The following is a 25,153-nucleotide window of genomic DNA, read 5'->3' as shown; positions in this document are numbered from 1 at the left end:
TTTCGCCTGGCGCCACGACGGTCTGCGAACGGGACCGCGACGGCGCAGCTTGTCGGATCGTTTGCAGCACGAATTACCAGCAGGACGCGGGCGGCATGCCGTGTCCGGCACAGGCATCGACCGCGCGCAGGCATTGCGCCCGCACGCTTCCGGACAGACTGACCATGACACTGTTGAAATGGCGAGGGGCACATGTGCCGCGCCATGCATACCTGATGGGCAACGGCACGCGCGCCGTGCTGCTCGCATGCGCGGTGCTGCTCGCGTCGGCCGGCGCCATGCCGCGGGCCGCGCTAGCGGTGTCGGCGATTTCGCAATACGACCAGCCGAAATATCCGCCGGACTTCACGCATTTCGATTACGCGGATGCGGATGCGCCGGACACCGGTACGCTGAATTTCGAAAACTACGACGAAGCGCAAAGCTACGATTCGCTGAATCCGTTCCTCGTGCGCGGCTCGCCCGCGCCGGACATCAAGAACCTGATGTTCGACACGCTGATGCAGCGCAGCTGGGACGAACTCGCGTCCGAATACGCGCTGATCGCCGATGACGTCGAGGTCGCACCGGACCGGCTGTCGGCAACGTTCCACATCAACCCGGCCTCGCGCTTCTCGAACGGCGACGCGATCACCGCGGCAGACGTCAAGTATTCGTTCGACACGCTGACGAGCCCGCAGGCGTCGCCGATCTACAACGCGCAGTTCTCGATCATCAAGCGCGCGGTGGTGGTCGACAGCCATGCGATCCGCTTCGAATTCAGGCACGCGGAGCGCGACGCGGCGCTGATCGCGGGCGACTTGCCGGTGTTCTCGCCGAAATGGGGGCAACGCGCGGACGGCACGCGGCCGCCGTTCGACCAGCTCGCGACCGTGCCGCCGATCGCGAGCGGCGCGTACCTGATCGAGCAGCGCAAGAACGACAAGCAGATCCGCTACGTGCGCAACCCGCACTACTGGGCCGCGAACCTGCCGTCGCGGCGCGGGATGTTTCGTTTCGCCCACGTGTCGTTCAAGCTGTACCTGGACCAGTACACGTCGCTCGAGGCGTTCAAGGCCGGCGATGTCGATGCGCGGATGGAATACAGCTCGACACAGTGGGCGCGCAAGTACGTCGGCAAGAATTTCCGCAACGGCATGCTGAAGAAGGGGGAATTCCCGGACGGCCCCGCGCAGATGCAGGGTTTCCTGATGAACATGCGCAAGCCGATGTTCCAGGACGTGCGTGTACGGCATGCGCTCGCGCTGGCGTTCGACTTCGACTGGATGAGCCGGATGATGTTCTACGGGCAGTATCGCCGCACCAGCAGCTTCTGGGAGGCGAGCCCGTTCGCGGCGTCCGGCGTGCCGAGCGCCAGGGAGCTCGCGCTGCTCGAACCCTTCCGGTCGACGCTGCCGCCGGCGGTGTTCGGGCCGATGGTCGGCCAGCCGTCGACGCTGCCGCCCGGCTCTCTGCGCGCGAACCTGAAGGAAGCGCGCGATCTGCTCGCGCAGGCCGGCTGGCACTACCGCGACGGCGCGTTGCGCGACGCGAACGGCACGCCGATGACGATCGAGATCATCGACGACCAGCCCGGCATGGACCGCCTGATCCTGCCGTACACGCAGGCGCTCGCGACGCTCGGCATCCATGCGTACCTGCACGAGATCGACAGCGCGCTCTACCAGAAGCGGCTCGACAATTTCGAGTACGACATGACGACGTACATCTACTTGCCCGTGACGATCCCGGGCGCGGAGCTGACGCGCCGTTTCGGCAGCGCGGCCGCGTCGCAGCCGGGCTCCGAGAACTATCCGGGCGTGAAGTCGAAGGCCGTCGATGCGCTGATCCGGGCGGCGCTCGCGGCCGACACGCTCGACGATCTCGAAACGGCCACGCACGCGCTCGACCGCGTGCTGATCAACCTGTACGCGCTGATTCCGCAGTACTACCTGCCGAACGCGCGGATCGCGTACAAGGCGACGCTCGGCCACCCGGCGATCGTGCCGGACTCCTATCAGTACGAGGACTGGATCATCGACTACTGGTACGTGAAGAAGCCGGCGGCACGACCCGCTCCGACGGCCTGACGGGGAGCGACGATGCTGACATACATATTCAGGCGGCTGCTGCTGATGATCCCGACGCTGATCGGGGTGGTGACGATCACGTTCGCGGTCACGCAGTTCGTGCCGGGCGGCCCGGTGGAGCAGGTGCTCGCGCAGCTGCGCCACGGCAGCGCGCACGGGGGCGAGGCGGGCGGAGGCGGGGGCGGCTACCACGGCAGCCAGGGCGTCGATCCGCAGCAGATCGAGCAGATCCGCAAGCAGTTCGGCTTCGACAAACCGCCGCTCGAGCGCTATCTGCTGATGCTGAAAAGCTATGCGACGTTCGACCTCGGCCAGTCCTACTTCGCGCACCGCAGCGTGTGGGCGGTGATCCGGTCGAAGCTGCCGGTGTCGATCACGCTCGGGCTGTGGACGGTGATCCTCACCTATCTCGTGTCGGTACCGCTCGGCATCGCGAAGGCGGTGCGCAACGGCTCGCGGTTCGACACCGTGACGAGCGTGCTGGTGCTGACCGGCTACGCGGTGCCGGGTTTCGTGCTCGGCGTGCTGCTGCTGATGCTGTTCGGCGGCGGCACGTTCTGGCAGGTGTTTCCGATGCGCGGGCTCACGTCGGACAACTTCGACGACCTGACGCTGATCGGCAGGACGCTCGACTATCTGTGGCACATCGCGATGCCGGTGACCGCGGCGGTGATCGGCAATTTCGCGATCGTCACGATCCTGACGAAGAACACGTTCCTCGAGGAAATCGGCCGGCAGTACGTGCTGACCGCGCGCGCGAAGGGAGCGCCGGAGCGCGACGTGCTGTGGAAGCACGTGCTGCGCAATGCGGCAATTCCGCTGCTCACCGGGCTGCCGGCGGCATTCGTCGGCGCGTTCCTGAACGGCAACCTGCTGATCGAGACGCTGTTCTCGCTCGACGGGATGGGGCAACTGTCGTACGACTCGGTGATCCGCCGCGACTATCCCGTCGTGCTCGGCTCGCTGTTCCTGTTCACCCTGATCGGTCTGCTGACCAAGCTCATCGCGGATATCTGCTATGTCGTCGTCGACCCCCGTATCCAGTTCAGCCGCCTGGACCACTGATCCCGCGTGCGCGCCGTCGCCGTCGCCGTGGCGGCGCACGTGGCAGCGCTTTCGCGCGCAGCCGCTCGGCTATGCAAGCCTCGTGATCTTCGCGGCGCTGTTCGTGCTCAGCCTGTGTGCCGACGGCCTGTCGAACGACCGGCCGCTGCTCGTGCGCTACGACGGGCACTATTACTTTCCGATCGTGAAGGACTATCCGGAGACCGCGTTCGGCGGCGACTTTCCCGCGAAGACGAACTATCTCGATCCCTACATGCGCGCGAAGCTCGAGTCGTACGGCAATTTCGCGGTCTATCCGCCGAACCGCTACCGCTACGACACGATCGACTACTTCGCATCGCAGCCGTATCCGGCGCCGCCGTCGGCGAGCAACTGGCTCGGCACCGACCAGTTCGGGCGCGACGTGCTCGCGCGGCTGCTGTACGGGTTCCGGCTGTCGGTGCTGATGGCGTTCGCGCTGACCGTGTCGGGGGTGCTGGTCGGCGTGCTGACGGGCGCGCTGCAGGGCTTCTACGGCGGCCGCACCGACCTGGTCGGGCAGCGCCTGATCGAGATCTGGAGCGCGTTGCCGGACCTGTACCTGCTGATCATCTTCGCGTCGATCTTCACGCCGTCGCTGTGGCTGCTGTTCATCCTGCTGTCGATGTTCGGCTGGCTCGTGCTGTCCGATTACGTGCGCGCGGAGTTCCTGCGCAACCGCGCGCTCGACTACGTGAAGGCCGCGCGCACGATGGGGCTATCGAACTGGCAGATCATGTGGCGGCACGTGCTGCCGAACAGCCTGACGCCGGTGATCACGTTCCTGCCTTTCCGGATGAGCGCGGCGATCCTGTCGCTGACGAGCCTCGACTTCCTCGGCCTCGGCGTGCAGCCGCCGACGCCGAGCCTCGGCGAGCTGCTGCAGGAAGGCAAGAACTACCTCGACGCGTGGTGGATCTCGATCTCCGCGTTCGCGGCGCTGGTCGTCACGCTGCTGCTGCTCACGTTCATGGGCGACGCACTGCGCAACGCGCTCGATACGCGCTCGCGCGGCTCGGCGTTCGGCGGGGGGCGATGATGGCGAACGCGTTGCTGCAGATCGACGGGTTTTCGGCACGCTTCGGCGCGAAGGCGGCCGTGCAGGACCTGAGCCTGTCGATCGGGCGCGGCGAGCGCGTGGCGCTCGTCGGCGAATCGGGGTCGGGCAAGAGCGTGACGGCGCTGTCGATACTGCGCCTCGCGCAGCACGCGACACTGTCGGGACGGATGCTGTTCGACGGCGAGGACCTGCTCGCGAAGTCCGAACAGCAGATGCGCGGGATTCGCGGCGCCGACATCGCGATGGTGTTCCAGGAGCCGATGACCGCGCTGAATCCGCTGTATACGATCGGCAAGCAGATCGCCGAGAGCCTGAGGCTGCACGAGGGGCTGCGGCCGGGCGACGCGCGCGAGCGGGGGATCGCGCTGCTGCGGCGCACCGGTATCCCGGAGCCGGAGCGGCGTATCGACAGCTTTCCGCATCAGTTGTCGGGCGGGCAGCGGCAGCGCGCGATGATCGCGATGGCGCTGGCGTGCCGCCCGCGGCTGTTGCTGGCGGACGAGCCGACGACGGCGCTCGACGTGACGGTGCGCCAGCAGATCGTCGATCTGCTGATCGAATTGCAGGAGCAGGAGGCGGCCGCGCGCGGGATGGCCGTGCTGCTGATCACGCACGACCTGAATCTCGTGCGGCGCTTTGCACAGCGCGTGGCCGTGATGGAGCAGGGCGTGCTCGTGGAGACGAACACGACCGACGCGCTGTTCGTCGCGCCGCAGCACGCCTATACGCGCCGGCTGCTCGACAGCGCGCCGCAGCGGGACGTCGAGCCGGTCGCGGCTGGCGCACCGACGATCCTCGACGTGCAGGACCTCGCCGTCGATTACCGCATCGCGGCGAAGGGCTGGCGCGCGGTGCTCGGCAAGACGACGTTCCGGGCCGTGCACGACGTGAAGCTGAACCTGAGGCGCGGCGAAACGGTGGGGATCGTCGGCGAGTCGGGCTCGGGGAAATCGACGCTTGCGGCGACGGTGCTCGGCCTGCAGCGACCGGCGGCCGGCTCGATCGAGATCGACGGCATGCCGCTGGAAGCGCTGCGGACGACGGGTGGCAGGCGCGCGCTGTACGGCAGGATGCAGGTCGTGTTCCAGGACCCGTTCGGCTCGCTGTCGCCGCGGATGACGGTCGAGCAGATCGTCGGCGAGGGGCTCGCCGTGCACCGGCCGCAGGTGGCCGGGGACGCGCGCCGCGCGCGAATCGCCGTGCTGCTTCAGGAGGTCGGCCTGGCGGCCGAGTCGATGCTGCGCTATCCGCACGAATTCTCCGGCGGCCAGCGGCAGCGGATCGCGATCGCGCGTGCGCTGGCGGTGGAACCCGAATTGCTGGTGCTGGACGAACCGACGAGCGCGCTCGACGTGTCGATCCAGAAGCAGGTGCTGAATCTGCTGACGAATCTGCAAAAGAAGTACAAATTGAGCTACCTGTTCATCACGCACGATCTCGCGGTGATGCGTGCGATGGCCCACCGGGTCGTCGTGATGAAGGCGGGGCGCGTGGTCGAGGAGGGCGATACGCTCGACGTGCTGCATGCGCCGTCCCATCCGTATACACGCGCGCTGCTTGCGTCGTCGATGCTGGCTCCGGTGCGCGGCCCGCAAGAGGGAACCGATGATTGACATGAACCGGGCGAAGCGCGCCCAGGCCACCCACGCGCCGTGCGGTGGTGCCGACGGTGATACGGTCCTGCGGTCCCGCGCCGGAACGCCGGCGGTTCGCTGACGCATGCCGATGCCGTCGTTCTTCATCGATCGTCCCGTCTTTGCGTGGATCGTTGCGCTCGCAATCGTCGTCGCGGGCGTGCTCGCGATTCCGCAGCTTCCGATCGCGCAGTATCCGCGCCTTGCGCCGCCGCGGGTCGTGATCACGGCCGCGTATCCGGGCGCGTCGACCGAGACGGTCGACGGCGACGTCGGCAGCATCATCGAGGAAAGCCTCGACGGCGCCGACGGGCTTCTGTACTACGAGACGAGCAGCGACGGTCACGGCAACCTCGAGATCGACGTGACGTTTTCGCCCGGCACCGATCCGGACATCGCGCTCGTCGACGTGAACAACCGGCTGAAGCAGGTCGAGTCACGGTTGCCGCAGCAGGTCGTCCAGCAAGGGATCGGCGTATTCAAGGCGGCGAACACGTTCCTGATGCTCGTCACGCTGACGTCGACCGACGGCACGCGCGATTCCGCGCAACTCGGCGATTACCTGAACCGCTACGTGCTGCGCGAACTGAAGCGTGCGCCGGGCGTCGGCGCGGCCGAACTGTGGGACGCCGACGAGGCGCTGCGCGTCTGGCTCGATCCGCACAAGCTGCGCGAATACGGTGTCGGCGCCGACGACGTGATCGCGGCGATCGGCACGCAGAATGCGACGGTGACGGCCGGCGCGATCGGCGATGCGCCGTTCCCGGGCGGCCAGCAACTCACCGCGTCGATCGTCGTCAAGGGGCAGCTCGCGTCGCCGGACGAGTTCGGCCGGATCGTGCTGAAGTCGAAGACGGACGGTTCGGCGGTGCGCGTCGCCGACGTCGCGCGTGTCGAACTCGGCCGCGACGACTACTCGTTCTATTCGCGGCTGAACGGCCGGCCGGCGGCCACGGTCGGCATCCAGCTCGGCCCGCGCGGCAACGCGCTCGAAACGTCGAACGCGATCCGTGCGCGGCTCGCCGAGTTGTCGAGGGTGTTGCCGCCGGGCGTGGCGATCGAGATTCCGTTCGACGGTGCGCATTTCGTGACGATCGCGATCCGGGAGGTCGTGCTGACGCTCGTCGAGGCGGTCGTGCTGGTGTTCTGCGTGATGTGGCTGTTCCTGCGCGACCTGCGCTACACGCTGGTGCCGACCGTCGTGATTCCCGTCACGCTGATGGGCGCGTTCGTCGCGATGTGGGCGTTCGGACTGTCGATCAACGTGTTCACGATGTTCGGTCTCGTGCTGGCGATCGGCATCCTCGTCGACGACGCGATCGTCGTCGTCGAGAGCGTGCACCGGGTGATGGAGGAGGGCGTGTCGCCGCGCGACGCCACGCGCCGCGCAATGAAGCGGATCGGCGGGGCGATCGTCGGCGTGACCGCGGTGCTGACCGCCGTATTCGTGCCGATGGCGTTTTTTCCGGGCACCGTCGGCGGCATCTACCGGCAGTTCGCGGTGGCGATGATCGCATCGATGCTGGTGTCGTCGTTCATGGCGCTGTCGCTCACGCCCGCGCTGTGCGCGAACCTGCTGAAGCCGGTCGCGCGACACGCGGGCGGAACCGGCCGCGCGCGGCGACGCGGCATCGGCGCGCGTCTGGCCGACCGGTTCGGTGCGGCGTTCGCACGCGTCGAAACGGGCTATCGCCGCATCGCCGTGTTCGCCGTGCGCCGCACCGGCATGGTCGTGGCAGTGTACGCGGCGCTCGTGGTCGCATGCGGGCTGCTGTACTGGATGATGCCGGGCGGCTTCCTGCCGACCGAGGACCAGGGGCAACTGCAGGTGATGATCCAGTTGCCGGCGGGCGCCACGCAGGCGCGCACGCTCGCGGTCGTCGAGCGTGTCGAGGCGATCCTGCGCGCGGAGCCGGCGATCGCGAACGTGACGAGCGTGATCGGCTGGAGTTTCGCGGGCAGCGGACAGAACGTCGGGATGGCGTTCGTGGAGCTGAAGGACTGGGCGCAGCGCGACGTCGACGCGATCGCGTTGCGCGACCGGCTCAACGGGCGTTTCGGCACGATCCTCGACGGCGACGTCGAGGCGTCGCTGCCGCCGTCGGTGCGCGGCATCGGCCATTCCGACGGATTCACGTTCCGGCTCGAGGATCGGGGCGGCGTCGGGCTCGACGCGTTGAAGGCGGCTCGCGAGCAGCTGTCCGAACGCGCGAAGGCAGATCCGTTGCTGGCCGCCGTGCATTTCGAAGACCTGCCGGACGCGCCGCGTATCGAACTCGATGTCGATCGCGCGAAGGCGTATGCGCTCGGCGTACCGTTCGAGCGGATCGCGGGCCTCCTGGGCGGTACGTTCGGCTCGAACTACGTCAACGATTTTCCGGCGTCGGGGCGGATGCGGCGGGTGATCGTCGAGGCCGACCCGGTCGCACGCGCGACCGATGCACAACTGATGGCGCTGACGGTGCCGAACCGCACCGGGGACATGGTTCCGCTATCGGCCATCGCCGCGCCGCACTGGACGATCGGGCCGGCGATGCTGAATCGTTACAACGGCTATCCGTCGCTCGATATCAGCGGCCGGGCGGCGACCGGCACGAGTTCGGGCGCGGCGATGGCGGAGATGGAGCGGCTGGCGGGCACGCTGCCGGCCGGGATCGGCTTCGACTGGGTCGATGCGGCGCGCGAGGAGCAGGTTGCCGCGCGGCAAACGCCGTTGCTCGTCGGGCTGTCCGTGCTGGCGGTTTTCATGGCGCTTGCCGCGTTGTACGAGAGCTGGTCGATTCCGCTGTCCGTGCTGACGATCGTGCCGCTCGGCATGGTCGGCGCGATCGCGGCGGCGCTCGCGCGCGGGATGCCGAACGACGTGTACTTCAAGGTCGGGATGATCACCGTGGTCGGGCTGGCGGCGAAGAACGCGATCCTGATCGTGCAGTACGCGCGCGATCTCGCCGGGCGCGGTGTGCCGCTGCGGCAAGCGGTGATCGACGCGGCCGCCGCGCGATTCCGGCCGATCGTAATGACATCGATGGCGTTTTTGCTCGGGGTCGTGCCGCTCGTGCTGGCGACGGGCGCCGGTGCGGAAAGCCGGCGCTCGATCGGCACGGGCGCGTTCGGGGGCGTGCTTGCGGCGACGATGTTCGGGCTCGTGTTCGCGCCGGTGGCGTTTCGCGTGGTGGTGTCCGTCGGCCGGCGTGGACGGCACGCTGCGATGACGAGGCGCGACGCGCGGCGGGCGGAAACGGTTGGGGATCTGGAGGTGGATTGAGGGCCGCGGGCGGGTTGTTGGCGGTGGGATCAGGGGTTTTCGGATGTGAGTATCTAATTTGACATAATCATAATTAGCGCACAGAAAATTGTGGAGGCTAAGTTGAAATGTCGTAGTTCAAGGGTTTAGGCGCATGCTGGACGGCTCGTTGAGCATGCGCGGAGCCGACCATGCAACCAGCCGGATCGGTTGACGCATCTCAATCGCCGTGTCCGGAACGCGGATATCGTGGTGCGGGCGCTCGCGAATTGCGGCAGCGCGATTCGGCGCGTCCGTGGACGTCGACAGCGGTTTCATTCAATCTGAACAGGGGCTTTTCCATGCAACGCCGCACACGGGATTCGGATCGAGCCGCTCGTCGACGCGCGGCGGGCATCGATCGGGACAATGGTCGGTTCTATCTGATAGGCGGCGGCATCGCATCGGTGGCGCCAGCCGCATCCGGCGGCCGGACGCCCGCCATGCGCGATTCATTGTCGAATCCCAGGGAAATCATGTCGCTTGCCGTGATCCCCCGGCGTTTGGGCCCGGCGCGAAAGCAGAACCGGTTGCGGGCCGCCCGCCGTCACGCGCGGCGGCTCGACACGGCGCTGCGGCGCGCGTCCTCCTACCCGCACCCTGCCGGCCGGATCGAACGAATCGAGACGCATCTCTCGGTGATCTACCTGGCCGGGCGTTTCGCGTACAAGCGGCTCAAGCCGCTCGACCTGGGCTTTGCCGACTTCAGACCCCTCTCCGCCCGGCGCCGCAGCTGCGCCGCCGAGCTGGTCCTGAACCGGCCGCTGGCGCGCGAGCTCTATCTGGCCGTCATGCCGCTCGAACGCACGCGACGCGGTTGCCGGCTTGCCGGCTGCGATACGCGTGCGGTGGCGGCCATCGACTATCTGGTGAAGATGCGCCGTTTCGACCAGGCAGCGCTGTTTTCCCGCCTGCTTGCGGCGGGAGCGCTCACGAACGCGGATATCGACCGCGTCGCGGCCCGGCTCGCGAGCTTTCATGCGCGCGCCAGCAAGGACGTACCGTCCGCCGCGTTCGGCAGCGCGGCCTTGCTGCACGCGCAACTCGATGCCGTGCTCGCCTCGCTCGCGGTCGGGCCCATGGCCCTGCCGGCCACGCTGCGGGACTGCTACCGACGCAACTGCGCGGCACTGTCCCGTCATCTCGACGCGCGCCGGGCGGGCGGCTTCGTGCGCGCCTGCCATGGCGACCTGCACCTCGGCAATCTGGTCCGCCGGGGCACCGACGTGTTGATGTTCGACTGCATCGAATTCAGCGACGCACTTCGCTGGATCGACGTCGTCAACGACCTGGCATTCCTGGCGATGGATCTGTATGCGCACGGCCGCGCCGACCTTGCCTATCGCCTGCTCAATCGCTGGCTGGAGGCGACCGGCGATTTCGCCGGCCTCGCGGCGCTGCCGCTGTACGTCGGCTATCGCGCGCTGGTGCGCGCGCAGGTGGCCGTGCTGCGCGCCGGTTCGGGCGGCCCGCGACTCACATCGGCGCAAAGCGACGACCTGCGCGCGGCCGGACGTTACATTGCGCTCGCCGCGCGCGTCGCACACAGGCCGCCGCCGTATCTGTTGCTATGCCACGGCGCGTCCGGCTCCGGCAAATCCGTCGCAAGCCGCGCGCTCGCCGATCTGATCGGCGCGGTTCGCGTGTCGAGCGACAGCGAGCGCAAACGCACGCATCCGCTCGCCCCCGTCGGGCGCGGCGCATTGTCCGACAGCGCCTATGCGGCGCACGCGATCGATGCCCAATACGATCGGCTGCGCGAGATCGCGGAGACCACGCTGCGGGCCGGCTACCCGACGATCGTCGACGCCACCTTCCTGGCCCACGCCCGCCGTGCGCGCTTCGTCGCGCTGGCCGGGGCGCTTGGCGTACCCGTGTTCATCCTCGATTTCCGCGCCGGCCGGACCTGCATGGCCGAACGCGTCAAGCGGCGCTGGCTGGCCGGAAACGACGTGTCCGATGCCGGGCCCGCGGTGCTGGACGCACAGTGGCGCGACGCCGAGCCGTTGACGCCGGACGAAGCGGCGATCTCGCTTCCCTTCGACACCGAGGTGCCGATCGAACGGTTCCGGTCGGCGGGATACTGGCGGCCGCTGCTGGCCGCGTTGCGCGCGGAACGGGGGCGCGCCGCCGCAGACGCGACGAAGCATCCGCGCGTCGGTTCGTTTCCAGGAACGGCGCCGGCGAGACGATTGCCGAGATCGCTCAGGCCCTATGCGTGAGCACAAAGACCGTTGACATACCCCTACGGCCGTTCTCCAAACCCCGGCTGACTTTCGATCCCTGCCGATTCCGGTCCGGCCGCGGGCCGGCTCGACAGGAACCGGTCGGCGAGCGCGTTCCGGCGTTTGACCTGCATCAATCGCCGGCTCGGGGCCGCGCATAAACTGAGTCGGACTACTTGCCGGACACCGCGCGACGACTACCGCTCCAATGACACGCCGAGACCGGGCGGCCGCGCGCACCGGGGCGATACCGCGATGCCGCTGTCCGCCGAGCACGGCGGCCCGCTGTGCTCCGAGCATGCGCTGATTCGCCGGGTCATGAGCCAGTAAAAGCCGCGACCGCCGGTGACGGCGGCCGCCCTCCTTCGTCGATTCGGAGCCCATCGTGCGAATCACCCTGCATCTCGATACTTTCGCCTGCGACACCCCTTCGGCCTATGCCATTCTCTGGATCGACACGGCCATGCGTCGCTGGTCGCGCGAAGGTCATGCAGGGATGGACCTGCCCGTGTGGGGGACGCTCGTCCGCGAAGGCGGCGCCACCGTGATGACGGGCCCCGACAACGCCGGCGCCCTGTGCTGGCTCGACGATTTCGATCTCGACGCACCGTGCGGGCCGTTCGAAGGCCAGGCCGGCATCGCGCGCTGGTTGCGCGATGCCCGGCAGGCGCCAGTGCCTGGCGCATGGCGGGTGCAGTGTGTCGACGATACGGCGGAGATGCCGGAACACGAGGTCTTCACGGGCGACGAAGAAAGCTAGCCGGACCAGGGCTGCCGACCGCACCGTCTCCCTTGCTGCGGCGGACCGGCACACGCGTCGCGAACCGCCGGGAACTGCTGTGAACCGCGGCGGGCCGGCGCAGCGGGCCATGGCGAATCCCGCTCGATGGGCAGGACGTGTCAGAGCGGGTTCTCATGGGTTCCAGTGGCCGCGGTCGTGGCGAGTTGCCGCTCGGCAAGGTCGAATGCCCGCTCCAGCGCGTCCATGGGGTCCACGCCCGTCATATGCGGAACCGGACGGAATTCCCCGTTGCGCGTGATCAGATCGAGTCGCACGTCATACTTCGGCTGTCGAGTCGACGCACCCATGGCCTCGATCGCGAGATGGCAGCCGGCCAGTTGCGTACCGAACGGCTCGAGACGCATCAGCTGGATGCTAGCTTCCGCCTCCAGCTGAGTCGACCCGGCAAAGCCGAAGTAGGCGATTTGCATCCAGATTCCCATGTTCCGCTCCTGTTGATTGCGCCGATTGATGGCCAGAGCCGGTTCATCAGTGTGGTGCGCTCGCAATACTTGATTTCGTACTCGTACGTCCATCTTCCCCGGCGGCGGCACAGCCTCGTTGATGTGCGTCAACCGACGGACATCGCCGACGCCGCCCGACAACCGGCGCCGGTCGCGTGACGAACCGGCGGTTCGCGTCGACCGTGGTCAAGCAGCGGATCGCACGCTTTCACCGTGAAACCGGACAGGCCGGAGTGCCGCGGGAGCCGCGACGCAGCAACCCTCACCGACCGCTGCGTCGCAACCGCTCCGCTCCGGCGGCACCAGGCGGGCCGGGGCGCTCAAGCGCACGCCGGCCCGCTCGGTGCGCGTGAGACGGGCAACTGAATCTTCGGCCGACACGCAGGAATGGATCCGCACGAACGTCAGGGCGTCACGATGAAGCACGGACGAACTTCACCTGATGCAGGCATTTGTCCGTGCGATCGAATGAACGCGCGTCCGGTGTTCGGATGCTTCACGATACGCGCCCGACGGAATCGGCGAGCCGGTTCTTCACTCCGTCGTCAGCAATGCTCGGAGCCGCACCTTGGCAACCAGCGTCGCGCGAGGCCTCATCGCTCCACGAACATGCTTGCCTGACTGACCAGGACCGATGTACCCGCCGTGTCGTCGACGAGCCGCGCGATATCCGGGAGCGCGCCGATTGCCGCGCGTCGCCCGGTTGTCCGCGCAAAGTCGCAGGCTGCCTCGACCTTCGGCCCCATGGATCCGGCCGCGAACTGCAGCGCCGCGAGCGCTTCCGGCGACGTGCGCCGGACCAGGCGTGCGTCGGGCGTGCCCCAGTCGAGGTAGACGCCAGCCACGTCGGTTGCGATCACGAACAGGTCCGCGTCGAGTTCGCGCGCGAGGAGCGCCGCACTGCGGTCCTTGTCGATCACCGCCTCGATTCCCCGGTGCCGACCGTCGTCCGCTTTCATGACGGGAATGCCGCCTCCCCCCGCACATATCACGATAGCCTGGGTCGCTAGCAGCGCGCGCACCGGTTCGATCTCCAGAAAGCGCAGCGGCCGAGGGCTCGGCACGGCACGACGATAACCGCTGCCGTCGGCGACGATCGTCCACCCGTTCGAACGCGCCGCTTCGGTCGCAGCCGTCTGCGTCAGCACCGGGCCGACCGGTTTGTCGGGCCGGTCGAACGCGGCATCGGCCGCACTGACCTCGACCATCGTCAGCAGCGTCGCGCACGGGCGCGATGCGGACAGCCGGTTGCGCAACTCGAGTTCGATCAGGTAACCGATCATGCCTTCGGTCTCGGCGTCGAGCACGTCGAGCGGGAAACGTTCGGCAACCGGCACCTGCCCGGACAATGCCGCGAGCATGCCGACCTGCGGGCCGTTGCCGTGCACGATCACGAGTTCGTTGCCGTGCGCGATGCCCGCGAGCTGGGCGGCGGCCAGTCTCACGTTTTCCTGTTGTGCGGCGGCGGTCATTGCCTCGCCGCGTCGCAGCAGCGCGTTGCCACCCAGAGCGACCACGATACGCATCGGTTCACCCTCCCCTAGCTCGCCAGCGTCGCGACCAGCACCGCCTTGATCGTATGCAGCCGGTTCTCGGCCTGCTCGAAGACGATGGACGCGTCCGACTCGAATACCTCGTCGGTGACCTCCACGCCGTCGGTCAATCCGAAGCGATCCGCGAGCTGCTTGCCCACTACCGTATGAGCGTCATGAAAAGCCGGCAGGCAATGCATGAACTTCGCGCGCGGGTTGCCGGTTGCCGCCAGGAGCGCGGCGTTCACCTGGTAGGGCAGCAGCGTGCGGATGCGTTCGACCCAGGCCTCCTCGGGCTCGCCCATCGACACCCACACGTCCGTATAAATGAAGTCCGCGCCCTTCACGGCCTCCGCGGGCTGCTCGGTCAGCGTGAGTCGCGCACCGGTTTTCGCGGCGATCTCGCGGCATTGCGCGATCAGCTCGTCGTGCGGCCACAGATGCCGCGGCGCGCACAGACGCACGTCCATGCCGAGCTTCGCGCCGACGATCATCAGCGAATTGCCGGTATTGTTGTGCGCGTCGCCGATATAGCAATACGCGATCTCGTGCAGCGGCTTGTCGCTGTGTTCGTGCATGGTCAGCACGTCGGCCAGCATCTGGGTCGGATGGAATTCGTCGGTCAGCCCGTTGTAGACCGGCACGCCCGCATACTGCGCGAGTTCCTCGACGATGGCCTGGCCGAAGCCCCGATACTCGATCGCATCGTACATGCGGCCCAGCACGCGCGCCGTGTCCTTCATCGATTCCTTGTGGCCGATCTGCGAGCCGGTCGGGTCGATATAGGTGACGTGCGCGCCCTGGTCGTGCGCGGCGACCTCGAACGCGCAGCGCGTGCGCGTGGAGGTCTTCTCGAAGATCAGCGCGATGTTCTTGCCGGTCAGGCGCGGCTGCTCGGTGCCCGCATATTTTGCCCGCTTCAGGTCGCGGGACAGGTCGAGGAGATAGCGGATCTGGCGCGGCGTGTAGTCGATCAGCGTCAGGTAGCTGCGGTTGTGTACGTTGAACATGGTGAGATTCCGTCTGTCGATATCGGTCGAATGCGCGGTCAGAGCGCGATCGGATCGCGCGCCACCGGGCAACTGAGGCAATGGCTGCCGCCGCGCCCGCGGCCGAGTTCGCCGCCCGGCAGCTCGATGACTTCGACGCCGGCCTGGCGCATCTTGCGATTCGTGTAGGTGTTGCGGTCGTAGGCGAGCACGACGCGGCGATCCAGCGCGAGCACGTTATTGCCGTCGTCCCATTGCTCGCGTTCGCTCTCGTAGCGGTCTCCCCCCGTCGTCAGCACGCGCAGCGAGCCGACGCCGAGCGCATTGGCCACGACTTCCAGGAACCGGCCGTCGTGGCGCTCGTAGCGCACCTGCCCGAGCGCGTCGCCCGGGTACAGGCTCGTGCAGCGGATCTCGTCGGCCACGTCCGGATAAATGCTGACGAAGTCCGCGTCGAGGAAGGAGAACACCGTGTCCAGATGCATCGACGCGCGCGACTTCGGCAACTGGCAGGCGATCACGCGCTTCGCGCCGTGGCCGGCGAACAGCGCGCGCGCCACCTGCGTCACGGCTTGCGGGCTCGAACGCTCGCCCATGCCGATCAGCACCACGCCGTTACCGATCGCCATCACGTCGCCGCCCTCGAGCGTCTGGGCGCCGTGGTCGACGTCGGGATTGCCCCACCAGGTGCGAACCTGGCCTGCAAAACGCGGATGGAATGCATAGACCGCGGCGAGCAGCAGCGTTTCCTTGCGTCGCGCCGGCCAGAACATCGGATGCAACGTCACGCCGCCGTAGATCCAGGCGCTCGGATCGCGCTGAAAGATCAGGTTCACGAGCGGCGGAATCACGAAGTCGGACCGCTCCAGATAGCCGCCGAACAGGCCGCGCGCGTCGAACGGCAGCTCCGATTTCGCGACGCCGCCGATCAGTACCTCGGCAAGCCGCTGCGCCGGCATCGATTCGAGCCACAACCGCAGCTCGCGCAACATGCCGGTGCCGACCTCCTCCTCGGTGATGCGGCGATCGAGGATCCAGTCTCGCGCGTTGGTATCGAGGCAGACTTCGGCCAGCAGGTGCTGGAATTCCAGCACTTCCACGTCCCGTTCGCGCAGCACGCGCACGAAGGTCTGGTGATCCTCGATCGCCTTGTCGACCCACAGCACGTCGTCGAACAGCAAGGCGCCGCAGTTGGCCGGCGTGAGCCGCCGATGAGCAAGGCCCGGCGCGCACACCATCACGGTGCGCAGCTTGCCGGCTTCGGAGTGAACGCCCAATGTCATGGTTTGATTGTCCTTGATCCTGAAGTAGTGGTTCGATCGCGACGGCGGTCGGGAGTCGCCTGCGGCCGTCGCGTCCATGCCCGCCGTCGAGGTTCCGGATCACGCTGTCGAAACCCGGAAGCCGGCGGGCGCGCGCGTCAGCCGACCGACACGATGCCCTTCGCGAACAGCACGACCGCGCTCGCCGCGACCGCAAGCAGCACGGCGGCCGCGACGCGTTCGCGAGCGGTAAAGACGTTCGACTGCGGGTCCTTCTCGCGCTGCGCATACCAGAACACCGGGATGCCGACGACGAAGAAAATGGTGGACATCAGCAGATAGGTCGGGCCGGCCGCATAAAGCAGCCAGGCCGCATAGACGGTTCCCAGCACGCCGGTCCAGATCGACGCGCGCTTGCCCTCGCCCGCCCGCTCGTGAAAGCTCTTTTGCGTGGCGCACTTCCACAGAAAGCCGGTGCTCGCGAGATACGGCGGCAGGATCATGACCCCGGCCACGCTGATGAGCCATATCCACGCGTCATGCGCGAACAGCACGACGAACATCATGACCTGCATCACCGCGCTCGACAGCCATAACGACGGCGCGGCAGCGTGATGCCGGTTCTCGCGGGACAGAAAGCGCGGGAAAATGTTGTCCTTGGCAGCCGCATAAGGCAGTTCGGCGACGAGCACCGTCCAGGCGAGCCAACAGCTCAGTACCGAAAACAGCAACGCGACGACGATGAAGATCGCGCCCCAGTGCCCGACGAGCTGCTCCAGCACATACGCGGAGGACGGATTCTGCAGGCCGGCCAACTGGTGCTGGGACATGACGCCGAACGGCAGCGCCGAAAGCAGGAAGTAGAGCGTCGTGCAGACCGCGAGCCCGATGAACGTCGCGGTACCCACCTCGTGCTGGTTGCGCGCGCGATCGGACACGACCACGGCGCCCTCGATGCCGATGAACACCCACAGCGTGACCAGCATCGTGCTCTTGATCTGCGCGAGCGTGCCGCCCAGGTGTTGCTGCTGCCCCCAGACGTCGAACGTGAAGTGCCCTTTCTGGAAGAACAGCGCGATCACGACGATCGCGATCGACAGCGTAACGATGTTGACGACGCTCGCCATCGTGTTGAGGATCGCCACCCGCTTCACGCCGGAGAGCACCATGAAGTGCAATACCCAGATCAACAGCGAACCGCCCACGATCGACTGCCAGTTCTTGCCGTCGAGCACCGGAAAGAAATATCCCAGCGTCTGCATGATCAGCACCGCGAACGCTACGTTGCCGAATGCGGAACTGAGCCAATACCCCCACGCCATCTCGAAGCCGGCGAACTTGCCGAAACCTTCCCGTGCATAGGAATAGATACCGGCGGTCAGGTCGGGACGCTGGTCCGCCAGCGTGCGGAACGCGTTGGCCATGAAGAACATGCCGACGAGCGTGATGGCCCATGCGATCGCAATGGCGCCCAGGCCGGCGCCCGCTGCCATGTTCTGTGGCAGGTTGAAAGCACCGCCGCCGATCATCGAGCCGACGACGATGCCGCTCAGCAGCAGCAGGCCGAGCTTGCGCGTTTCCGGGCCGCCTGCCGCCGGCTTCGACGGCTGCTTGCCGTCGACCGGCGGTTTTTCGACTACAGGTTGGCTCATACCAGTTCTCCGAATGCGTTGACTTGGCCTGGCCACGGCATGCGACTGGATCGCTGCGACGTCGCACCGTGACGGGCACTCTTCCCGGCTGCCGGCAGCGCAACCGGCCGATGCGTTTTTCGTCAATGCGAGCGGGAAACGCGTCGGTAACAAACCGTGGTCCAATCGGGAAAAATTGGAGTCCTGCTTATATCGATCGATGTGGTTCGGATCGAAGAAAACCGGATATCGCGCGATCGGATCGTGGCGCCCGTCGATTCCAATGACGATAGTAGGTACCGAATCGCCGGTATCGGTTGACTCATGTCAAGCGGAAACCAGCGTGCTGCAACAGAGAAGAGCGGGGAGCCTGCAAGCGGTCGGCGGTGGATTGGCGCAGGCGTCGACGCTTTGCACTTCTCCCCCCCGGCGGCTTGCTCAAGCCCGGCGTACGACGCAACCCGTGGGTTTGATACATGCTTGGCGCAGATGTCAAGCGAAGCACCGCTCGAAACGCATCTCCGCCGAAGTGACACAGATCAAGGGGGGGAACCGCACTCGTCGGATATAAGTGAACCCGAAGCGGCGACGCCATGAGGCGGCGCCATCCCATGTTCCCGTATTTACCGAGGCATTCCATGCGCGCCATCGCGCTTCCCGCTGACTTCCACATCGCCGTTGCGCGGTGCGTGCGTTTCGTTGCGATGACAACGGGCGCGGGACTGCTTTCGGGATGCCTGTCGCTTGCGCCGCCCGACGAGCGTCCCGCCGCGCCGATCCCTGCCGCATTTCCGGATCCTTCCGTCAACGCCAACGCCCTGGCCGCGGCTCAGGTGCCGGCGTGGCAGCAGTACTTCGTCGATGCGCGGCTTCGCGCGTTGATCGCGCGGGCGCTCACCGACAATCGCGATCTGCGCGCGGCCGTCGCGCGCGTCGAGCAGGCACGCGCCGTTTATGGCATCCGCCGCTCGGACCAGTGGCCGTCGATCGATGCGGGCGCGGCCTACGCACGGTTTCGTACACCGGGCGGCTTCCTGTCCCCGACGCCCATGATCGGCCAGGTCTACGAGGTTCGGCTGGCCGAGACGCAATGGGAGATCGATTTCTGGGGCCGTGTGCGCAACCTGAAAGACGCGGCGCTCCAGCGTTACCTGGCGAGCGATGCGGCCCGGCGAGCCGCGACGCTGAGCGTGATCACCGCGGTCGCGGACGGGTACCTGACCCTGTGCGAGCTCGACGAACGCATCGCGCTGACCCGCGCGACGATCGACTCGCGGCGCGAATCGCTGCGGATTTTCCGGCTTCGTCATGCGGCCGGCGCGATCTCGCGACTGGACCTGACGCAATCGGAGATCCTGCTGCAACAGGCGGAATCCCTTGGGGTCCAGTTGCAGCAGGCACGCGCGTCGGCTGCCGATGCGCTGGCGTTGCTCGTCGGCGGGCCGCCGGATCTGCCCGACGCGCCGCTCGCGCTCGACGACGGCGCCGTGACGCCGTCGCTCGCCCCCGGCCTGCCCTCCTCGCTGCTCGCCAACCGTCCGGACGTGATTGCAGCCGAGCACGAATTGCAGGCGACGCGCGCGAACATCGGCGCGGCGCGCGCCGCATTCTTTCCCCGCATCGCATTGACGAGCTCGATCGGCTCGGGCAGCAGCGCGCTGCATGATCTGCTGTCGTCCGGCGCCGGCGTATGGTCGATCGTTCCCACCGTGACGCTGCCGCTTTTCGACGGCGGCCGAAATCGCTCGAATCTCGACCTTGCGCATGCGCAGCGCGACGAGGCGCTCGCGAAGTACGAAAAGACGCTGCAAGGCGCCTTCCGCGACGTGTCCGACGCGCTCGCGTCCCGCTACTGGCTGGCCGACCAGGTACGCATCGAGCGCGCCACGCTGGCCTCCCAAACCGAACGGGCGCGCCTGGCGAAGCTGCGCTACGACAGCGGTGCCACACGGTTTCTCGAAGTGCTCGACGCGCAACGGGACCTGATGAACGCCGAGCAGCAATGGGTAATGGCGCGCCGTGCGCTGCTGTCGAGCCGCGTCGCGCTGTACGGCGCGCTCGGCGGCGCAACGCACGAGGACGACGAGGCCGCCGCGTCGCCGATCAACACTTCGACCGATCCGGATTCCAGACGATGAAAACCATCAAGCGCCCTCTTCTGATCGGTGCAGGCGCCGCCGTGCTCGCGATCGGCCTGATCTACTACGGGTGGACACGCTGGCGTGACGGACACGCGGATGCCGGCCTGGTGAGCGGCAACGGCCGGATCGAGGCGACCGAGATCGACGTCGCGACCAAGCTGCCGGGGCGCGTCGCCGCGATGCTCGTCGACGAAGGCGACTTCGTGAAGGCCGGGCAGCCGCTCGCGCACATGGACGTCGTCGTCCTGCAGGCGCAGCTCGACGAAGCGCGCGCCAGGGAGCAGCAGGCGGTGAACACCGCGGCGAGCATCGACGCGCAGGTCGCGCAGCGGCGCAGCGACAAGGCCGCGGCGACGGCTGTCGTCGTGCAGCGGGAAAGCGAACTCGATGCGGCGACGCGGCGGCTCGCGCGTTCCGAGACGCTGTCGCGCGACGGGGCGTCGTCGCTGCAGGAGCTCGACGACGATCGCGCGCGCGCGGGCAGCCTGCGGGCAACCGTGAGCGCCGCGCGCGCGCAGGCGGAAGCCGCCCAGGCCGCGATCGACGCCACGAAGGCCCAGCTGGTCGCGGCGCGCTCCGCCGTGACGGCCGCGCAGGCGACCGTCGCGCGCGTGCAGGCCGACATCTCGGACAGCGATCTGACGTCGCCGCGCGACGGGCGCGTCCAGTATCGCGTGGCCGAATCGGGCGAGGTGCTGCCGGCAGGCGGCAAGGTGCTCAATGTCGTCGACCTGTCGGACGTCTACATGACGTTCTTTCTGCCCGAAACGGTCGTCGGTCGAGTGCCGCTCGGCGCCGACGTGCGGATCGTGCTCGACGCGGCGCCGGAATACGTGATTCCGGCACGCGTGTCGTACGTGTCGAGCACCGCGCAGTTCACGCCGAAGACGGTCGAGACGGCCACCGAGCGGCAGAAGCTGATGTTTCGCGTCAAGGCGCGCATCGACCGCGATCTGCTGCAGCGCCATCTGAAGCTCGTCAAGACCGGGCTGCCGGGTGTCGCGTGGCTGAAGGTCGATCGGGACATGGCGTGGCCCGAGCGCCTCGCGATCAGGGTGCCGCAATGAAATCGATGTCGCCGGCCGGCGCCGACGCCGGATCGACCGAAGGCCCGCCTGTTGCGGGTGCACCCGGCACGGTCGTCCGCCTGTCGGGCGTCTCGTTGCGATACGGCGGCAAGTACGCGCTCGACGATGTGACGCTCGAGATTCCGGCCGGCCGCATGGTCGGGCTGATCGGGCCGGACGGGGTCGGCAAGTCGAGCCTGCTCGCGCTCGCGTCCGGCGCGCGCGAGGTCCAGCAGGGTCAGGTCTGGACCCTCGACGGGGATCTGTCGTCACGGCGCCACCGCGAACGCGTCTGCCGGCGGATCGCGTACATGCCGCAAGGCCTGGGCCGGAACCTGTATGCGACGCTGTCGGTCGAGGAAAACCTGCAGTTCTTCGCGAGACTGTTCGGCCACGATGCGGCGGAGCGCCGCCGCCGGATCGACGCGCTCACGCGCAGCACCGGCCTCCACCCGTTCCTCGACCGTCCCGCCGGCAAACTGTCCGGCGGCATGAAGCAGAAGCTCGGCCTGTGCTGCGCGTTGATCCACGATCCCGACCTGCTGATCCTCGACGAGCCGACGACCGGCGTGGATCCGCTCTCTCGCGCGCAGTTCTGGGATCTGATCGGACGCATTCGCGCCGCTCGCCCGGCGATGAGCGTACTGGTCGCCACCGCGTACATGGACGAGGCCCGGCGTTTCGACTGGCTGATCGCGATGGACGCCGGCCGCGTGCTGGCGACGGGCAGCCCCGGCGAACTGCTCGCCCATACCGGTTGCGACACGCTGGAAGCCGCGTTCGTCGCGTTGCTTCCGGACGCGCGCCGGCGCGGGCACCAGCCGATCCGGATCGAGCCTTTTCAGCCCGATGCTTCCGCCGGTTATGCGATCGAGGCGGATGCGCTGACGATGCGGTTCGGCGATTTCGTCGCGGTCGATCACGTGAGCCTGCAGATCCGCCGGGGCGAAATCTTCGGTTTTCTCGGCTCCAACGGCTGCGGCAAATCGACGACCATGAAGATGCTCACGGGGCTGCTCCCCGCATCCGAAGGCACCGCGACGCTATTCGGTCGACCGGTCGCCGCGGACGACATCGACACCCGCCGGCGAGTCGGCTACATGTCGCAAGGTTTTTCGCTGTACGGCGAACTGACCGTCCGGCAGAACCTCGTGCTGCATGCGCGCCTGTTCGGCGTACCGGAGCCGGAGGTATCCGGACGGGTTGCCGAAATGGTCGAGCGCTTCGGGCTCGCCGACGCGCTCGACGCGCTGCCCGAGCGCCTGCCGCTCGGCATGCGGCAGCGGCTGTCCCTCGCGGTGGCGATGGTGCACAAGCCCGAATTGCTGATCCTCGACGAGCCGACGTCGGGCGTGGATCCCGTCGCACGGGACGATTTCTGGCGACTGATGATCGAGCTCGCGCGGCACGATCGCGTGACGATCTTCATTTCGACGCACTTCATGAACGAGGCCGAGCGCTGCGATCGCATCTCGCTGATGCACGCGGGCCGCGTGCTCGCGAGCGCCGCGCCCGCGGAACTGGTTCGCATGCGCGGCGCCGGCACGCTCGAGGAGGCGTTCATCGGATACCTGACCGATGCGCAGCAAGCGGACGGCGCGTTGACGGAGGCACCGTCCGACGCCGGCTGGCTTGCCGCGCCGCCCGAGGCGGCCGGCACGAGCCACGGGGCCGCGTGGTTCAGCCCGGCGCGCGCCGGCAGTTATCTGTGGCGCGAGGTGCTTGAACTGCGACGCGACCCGCTGCGCGCGACGCTGGCGCTGTTCGGTTCGCTCGTGTTGATGTGCGTGATCAGTATCGGCATCAGTCTCGACGTCGACAACCTGACGTTCGCGGTGCTCGACCGCGACCAGTCGATCCTGAGCCAGGACTATGCGCAGAACCTCGCCGGCTCGCGCTACTTCGTGCCGCGCGCGCCGCTCGTGGACGATCGCGACATCGATCGCCGCATGCGCGGCGGCCACCTGTCGCTCGCGATCGAGATCCCGCCCGGATTCGCACGCGATGTCGCGCGCGGCCGGCGCGTCGAGATCGGCGCATGGGTCGACGGTGCGATGCCGATGCGCGCGGAGACGATCCGCGGCTATGTCGCCGGCATGCACGAGAACTGGCTGCGCGATCAGGCGAAGCGCCGGCTCGGCGCGTCGCTCACCCCCGCGGTCGACGTCGCCGTCCGCTATCGCTACAACCCGGACGTCAAGAGCCTGCCGGCGATGATTCCGGCGATCATGCCGATGCTGCTGCTGATGCTGCCCGCGATGCTCACGGCGCTCGCCGTCGTGCGGGAGCGGGAGCTCGGGTCGATCGTCAACCTGTACGTGACGCCGGTCACGCGGGCGGAATTCCTGCTCGGCAAGCAGGCGCCCTACGTGATGCTGGCGATGCTGAATTTCCTGCTGATGGTCGTGCTGGCCGACGTCGTATTCGGCGTGCGGATCAAGGGAAGTTTCGCGACGCTGGCGGCCGCGGTGCTGATATTCAACGTCGTGGCCACGGGCATCGGGCTGTTCGCGTCGACGTTCACCCGCAGCCAGATCGCCGCGATCTTCATGACGATCATCGGCACGCTGATCCCCGTCGTGCAGTTCTCGGGCCTGCTCACGCCGCTGTCGTCGCTCGAAGGCAGCGGCAAGTGGGTCGGGACGGTCTACCCGGCCACCTACATGCTCGCGATCAGCCGCGGCGTCTACAACAAGGCGCTCGGGCTGGCCGACCTGTCGTCACAGTTCTGGCCGCTGCTCGCGGCGGCACCGGTCATCCTGATCATGACCGGTCTCCTGCTGCGCAAACAGGAGCGCTGACCATGTCTCGCCTGCTCGCCATTTACCGGCTCGGCATCAAGGAACTCTGGAGCCTCGCCCGCGACCCGATCCTGCTCGCGCTCATCGTCTACACGTTCAGCGCGTCGATCTACGTCGCCGCCACCGCTCGCCCGGAAACGCTGCACAAAGTGCCGATCGCGATCGTCGACGAGGACGCGTCGCCGCTGTCGGCGCGCATCGTCGCGGCGTTCTTCCCGCCGCAGTTCGCGGCGCCGCCGATAATCGACGCCGTCGCGGCCGATCGCGGTCTCGACAACGGCGACTACACGTTCTCGCTAGATATTCCGCCGGACTTCCAGCGCGACGTGCTGGCCGGCCGCCATGCGACGATTCAGCTCAACGTCGATGCGACGCGCATGACCCAGGCATTCACCGGCAGCGGTTACGTCCAGCAGATCGTGTCCGGCGAGATCGACGCGTTCGTGCGGCGCTATCGCGGCACGCCGCGGCCGCCCGTCGATCTCGCGATGCGGATGCGCTTCAACCCGAATCTCGACGAGGTATGGTTCGGCGCGCTGATGGAGCTGATCAACAACGTGACGATGCTGTCGATGATCCTGACCGGGGCGGCACTGATCCGCGAGCGCGAGCACGGCACGATCGAGCATCTGCTGGTCATGCCGGTGACCGCGGCGGAAATCATGCTCGCGAAGGTCTGGTCGATGGGGCTCGTCGTCACGGTGGCGGCCGTCGCATCGCTGACGTTCGTGGTGGGCGGCGCATTGCACGTGCCGATTCCGGGCTCCGTGCCGCTGTTCGTCGCCGGGATGGCGTTGCACCTGTTCGCGACGACGTCGATGGGGATCTTTCTCGCGACGCTCGTGCGCAGCATGCCGCAGTTCGGGATGCTGCTCGTGCTCGTGTTGCTGCCGCTGCAGTTGCTCTCAGGCGGGCTGACGCCGCGAGAAAGCATGCCGCTGGCCGTGCAGGGCGTCATGCTGGCCGCGCCGACCACCCATTTCGTCGAGCTGGCGCAGCGCATCCTGTATCGCGGCGCCGGCTTCGATGCGGTATGGCTACAGTTCGCGGTGCTGTTCGCGATCGGATGCGCGCTGTTCCTGCTGTCGCTGATGCGGTTCCGCAAGACGATCGGCCAGATGACGTGACCGA

The 25,153-nt window shown here is 67.5% G+C and carries 16 protein-coding genes; 11 read left to right on the top strand and 5 right to left on the bottom strand.

Features of this window, described 5'->3' with window-relative positions:
- Nucleotides 1–164 precede the first annotated feature (164 nt).
- The 7 genes from FPJ27_RS27905 (at nt 165) to FPJ27_RS27875 (ending at nt 12,114) form a co-directional block, all read left to right on the top strand.
- Entirely contained in the window at nt 165–2,069 is a 1,905-nt protein-coding gene (locus FPJ27_RS27905) for an extracellular solute-binding protein (protein WP_204423398.1), read from the top strand.
- Between the two features lie 12 nt (nt 2,070–2,081).
- Entirely contained in the window at nt 2,082–3,134 is a 1,053-nt protein-coding gene (locus tag FPJ27_RS27900; RefSeq protein WP_175961361.1) for an ABC transporter permease subunit, read from the top strand.
- Nucleotides 3,088–4,191 carry an ABC transporter permease gene (locus FPJ27_RS27895; RefSeq protein WP_204423397.1) on the top strand — a complete coding sequence of 368 codons (1,104 nt, stop codon included), beginning with the start codon at nt 3,088–3,090 and terminating at the stop codon, nt 4,189–4,191. Before FPJ27_RS27900 ends, FPJ27_RS27895 begins: the two co-directional genes overlap by 47 nt.
- Nucleotides 4,191–5,825 (top strand): dipeptide ABC transporter ATP-binding protein, encoded by a 1,635-nt coding sequence (locus tag FPJ27_RS27890; protein WP_204426369.1) that lies wholly within the window; start codon nt 4,191–4,193, stop codon nt 5,823–5,825. Before FPJ27_RS27895 ends, FPJ27_RS27890 begins: the two co-directional genes overlap by 1 nt.
- A gap of 112 nt (nt 5,826–5,937) precedes the next feature.
- Nucleotides 5,938–9,111 (top strand): multidrug efflux RND transporter permease subunit, encoded by a 3,174-nt coding sequence (locus FPJ27_RS27885; protein ID WP_204426368.1) that lies wholly within the window; start codon nt 5,938–5,940, stop codon nt 9,109–9,111.
- A gap of 320 nt (nt 9,112–9,431) precedes the next feature.
- Complete coding sequence (locus FPJ27_RS27880) at nt 9,432–11,351, top strand: bifunctional aminoglycoside phosphotransferase/ATP-binding protein (RefSeq protein WP_239483326.1); 1,920 nt, start codon at nt 9,432–9,434, stop codon at nt 11,349–11,351.
- Between the two features lie 388 nt (nt 11,352–11,739).
- Nucleotides 11,740–12,114, top strand: a complete 375-nt coding sequence (locus FPJ27_RS27875; protein WP_204423396.1) for a DUF3564 family protein — start codon at nt 11,740–11,742, stop codon at nt 12,112–12,114.
- Between the two features lie 140 nt (nt 12,115–12,254).
- Here FPJ27_RS27875 and FPJ27_RS27870 read toward each other — a convergent pair whose 3' ends face one another.
- The 5 genes from FPJ27_RS27870 to FPJ27_RS27850 form a co-directional block, all read right to left on the bottom strand.
- Nucleotides 12,255–12,566, bottom strand: a complete 312-nt coding sequence (locus FPJ27_RS27870; RefSeq protein ID WP_204426366.1) for a hypothetical protein — start codon at nt 12,564–12,566, stop codon at nt 12,255–12,257.
- Between the two features lie 626 nt (nt 12,567–13,192).
- Nucleotides 13,193–14,125 (bottom strand): carbamate kinase, encoded by a 933-nt coding sequence (locus tag FPJ27_RS27865; RefSeq protein WP_204423395.1) that lies wholly within the window; start codon nt 14,123–14,125, stop codon nt 13,193–13,195.
- Between the two features lie 14 nt (nt 14,126–14,139).
- Nucleotides 14,140–15,141 (bottom strand): ornithine carbamoyltransferase, encoded by a 1,002-nt coding sequence (locus FPJ27_RS27860; protein WP_072441181.1) that lies wholly within the window; start codon nt 15,139–15,141, stop codon nt 14,140–14,142.
- Between the two features lie 38 nt (nt 15,142–15,179).
- Nucleotides 15,180–16,403: an arginine deiminase gene (locus FPJ27_RS27855; RefSeq protein ID WP_204423391.1), complete on the bottom strand. Its 1,224-nt coding sequence runs from the start codon at nt 16,401–16,403 to the stop codon at nt 15,180–15,182.
- Between the two features lie 137 nt (nt 16,404–16,540).
- Nucleotides 16,541–18,034: a basic amino acid/polyamine antiporter gene (locus FPJ27_RS27850; protein ID WP_204423389.1), complete on the bottom strand. Its 1,494-nt coding sequence runs from the start codon at nt 18,032–18,034 to the stop codon at nt 16,541–16,543.
- 617 nt (nt 18,035–18,651) lie between these two features.
- Here FPJ27_RS27850 and FPJ27_RS27845 point away from each other — a divergent pair.
- From FPJ27_RS27845 to FPJ27_RS27830, 4 genes are read left to right on the top strand one after another with little or no spacing between them, the layout of a single operon-like run.
- A complete protein-coding gene (locus tag FPJ27_RS27845; RefSeq protein WP_204423385.1) occupies nt 18,652–20,151 on the top strand; it encodes an efflux transporter outer membrane subunit in 1,500 nt (499 codons plus the stop codon).
- Nucleotides 20,148–21,221 (top strand): efflux RND transporter periplasmic adaptor subunit, encoded by a 1,074-nt coding sequence (locus tag FPJ27_RS27840; protein ID WP_204423384.1) that lies wholly within the window; start codon nt 20,148–20,150, stop codon nt 21,219–21,221. Before FPJ27_RS27845 ends, FPJ27_RS27840 begins: the two co-directional genes overlap by 4 nt.
- Nucleotides 21,218–24,022 (top strand): ribosome-associated ATPase/putative transporter RbbA, encoded by a 2,805-nt coding sequence (gene rbbA / locus FPJ27_RS27835; RefSeq protein WP_239483325.1) that lies wholly within the window; start codon nt 21,218–21,220, stop codon nt 24,020–24,022. Before FPJ27_RS27840 ends, rbbA begins: the two co-directional genes overlap by 4 nt.
- Before the next feature lie 2 nt (nt 24,023–24,024).
- Entirely contained in the window at nt 24,025–25,149 is a 1,125-nt protein-coding gene (locus tag FPJ27_RS27830; protein WP_204423383.1) for an ABC transporter permease, read from the top strand.
- Nucleotides 25,150–25,153: the final 4 nt, after the last annotated feature.

The organism is Burkholderia sp. MS455 (assembly GCF_016899445.1).
Lineage (GTDB): Bacteria > Pseudomonadota > Gammaproteobacteria > Burkholderiales > Burkholderiaceae > Burkholderia > Burkholderia pyrrocinia_C.
The sequence above is the reverse complement of the archived record's forward strand: the minus strand, read 5'-3'. Positions and strand labels throughout refer to the sequence as shown.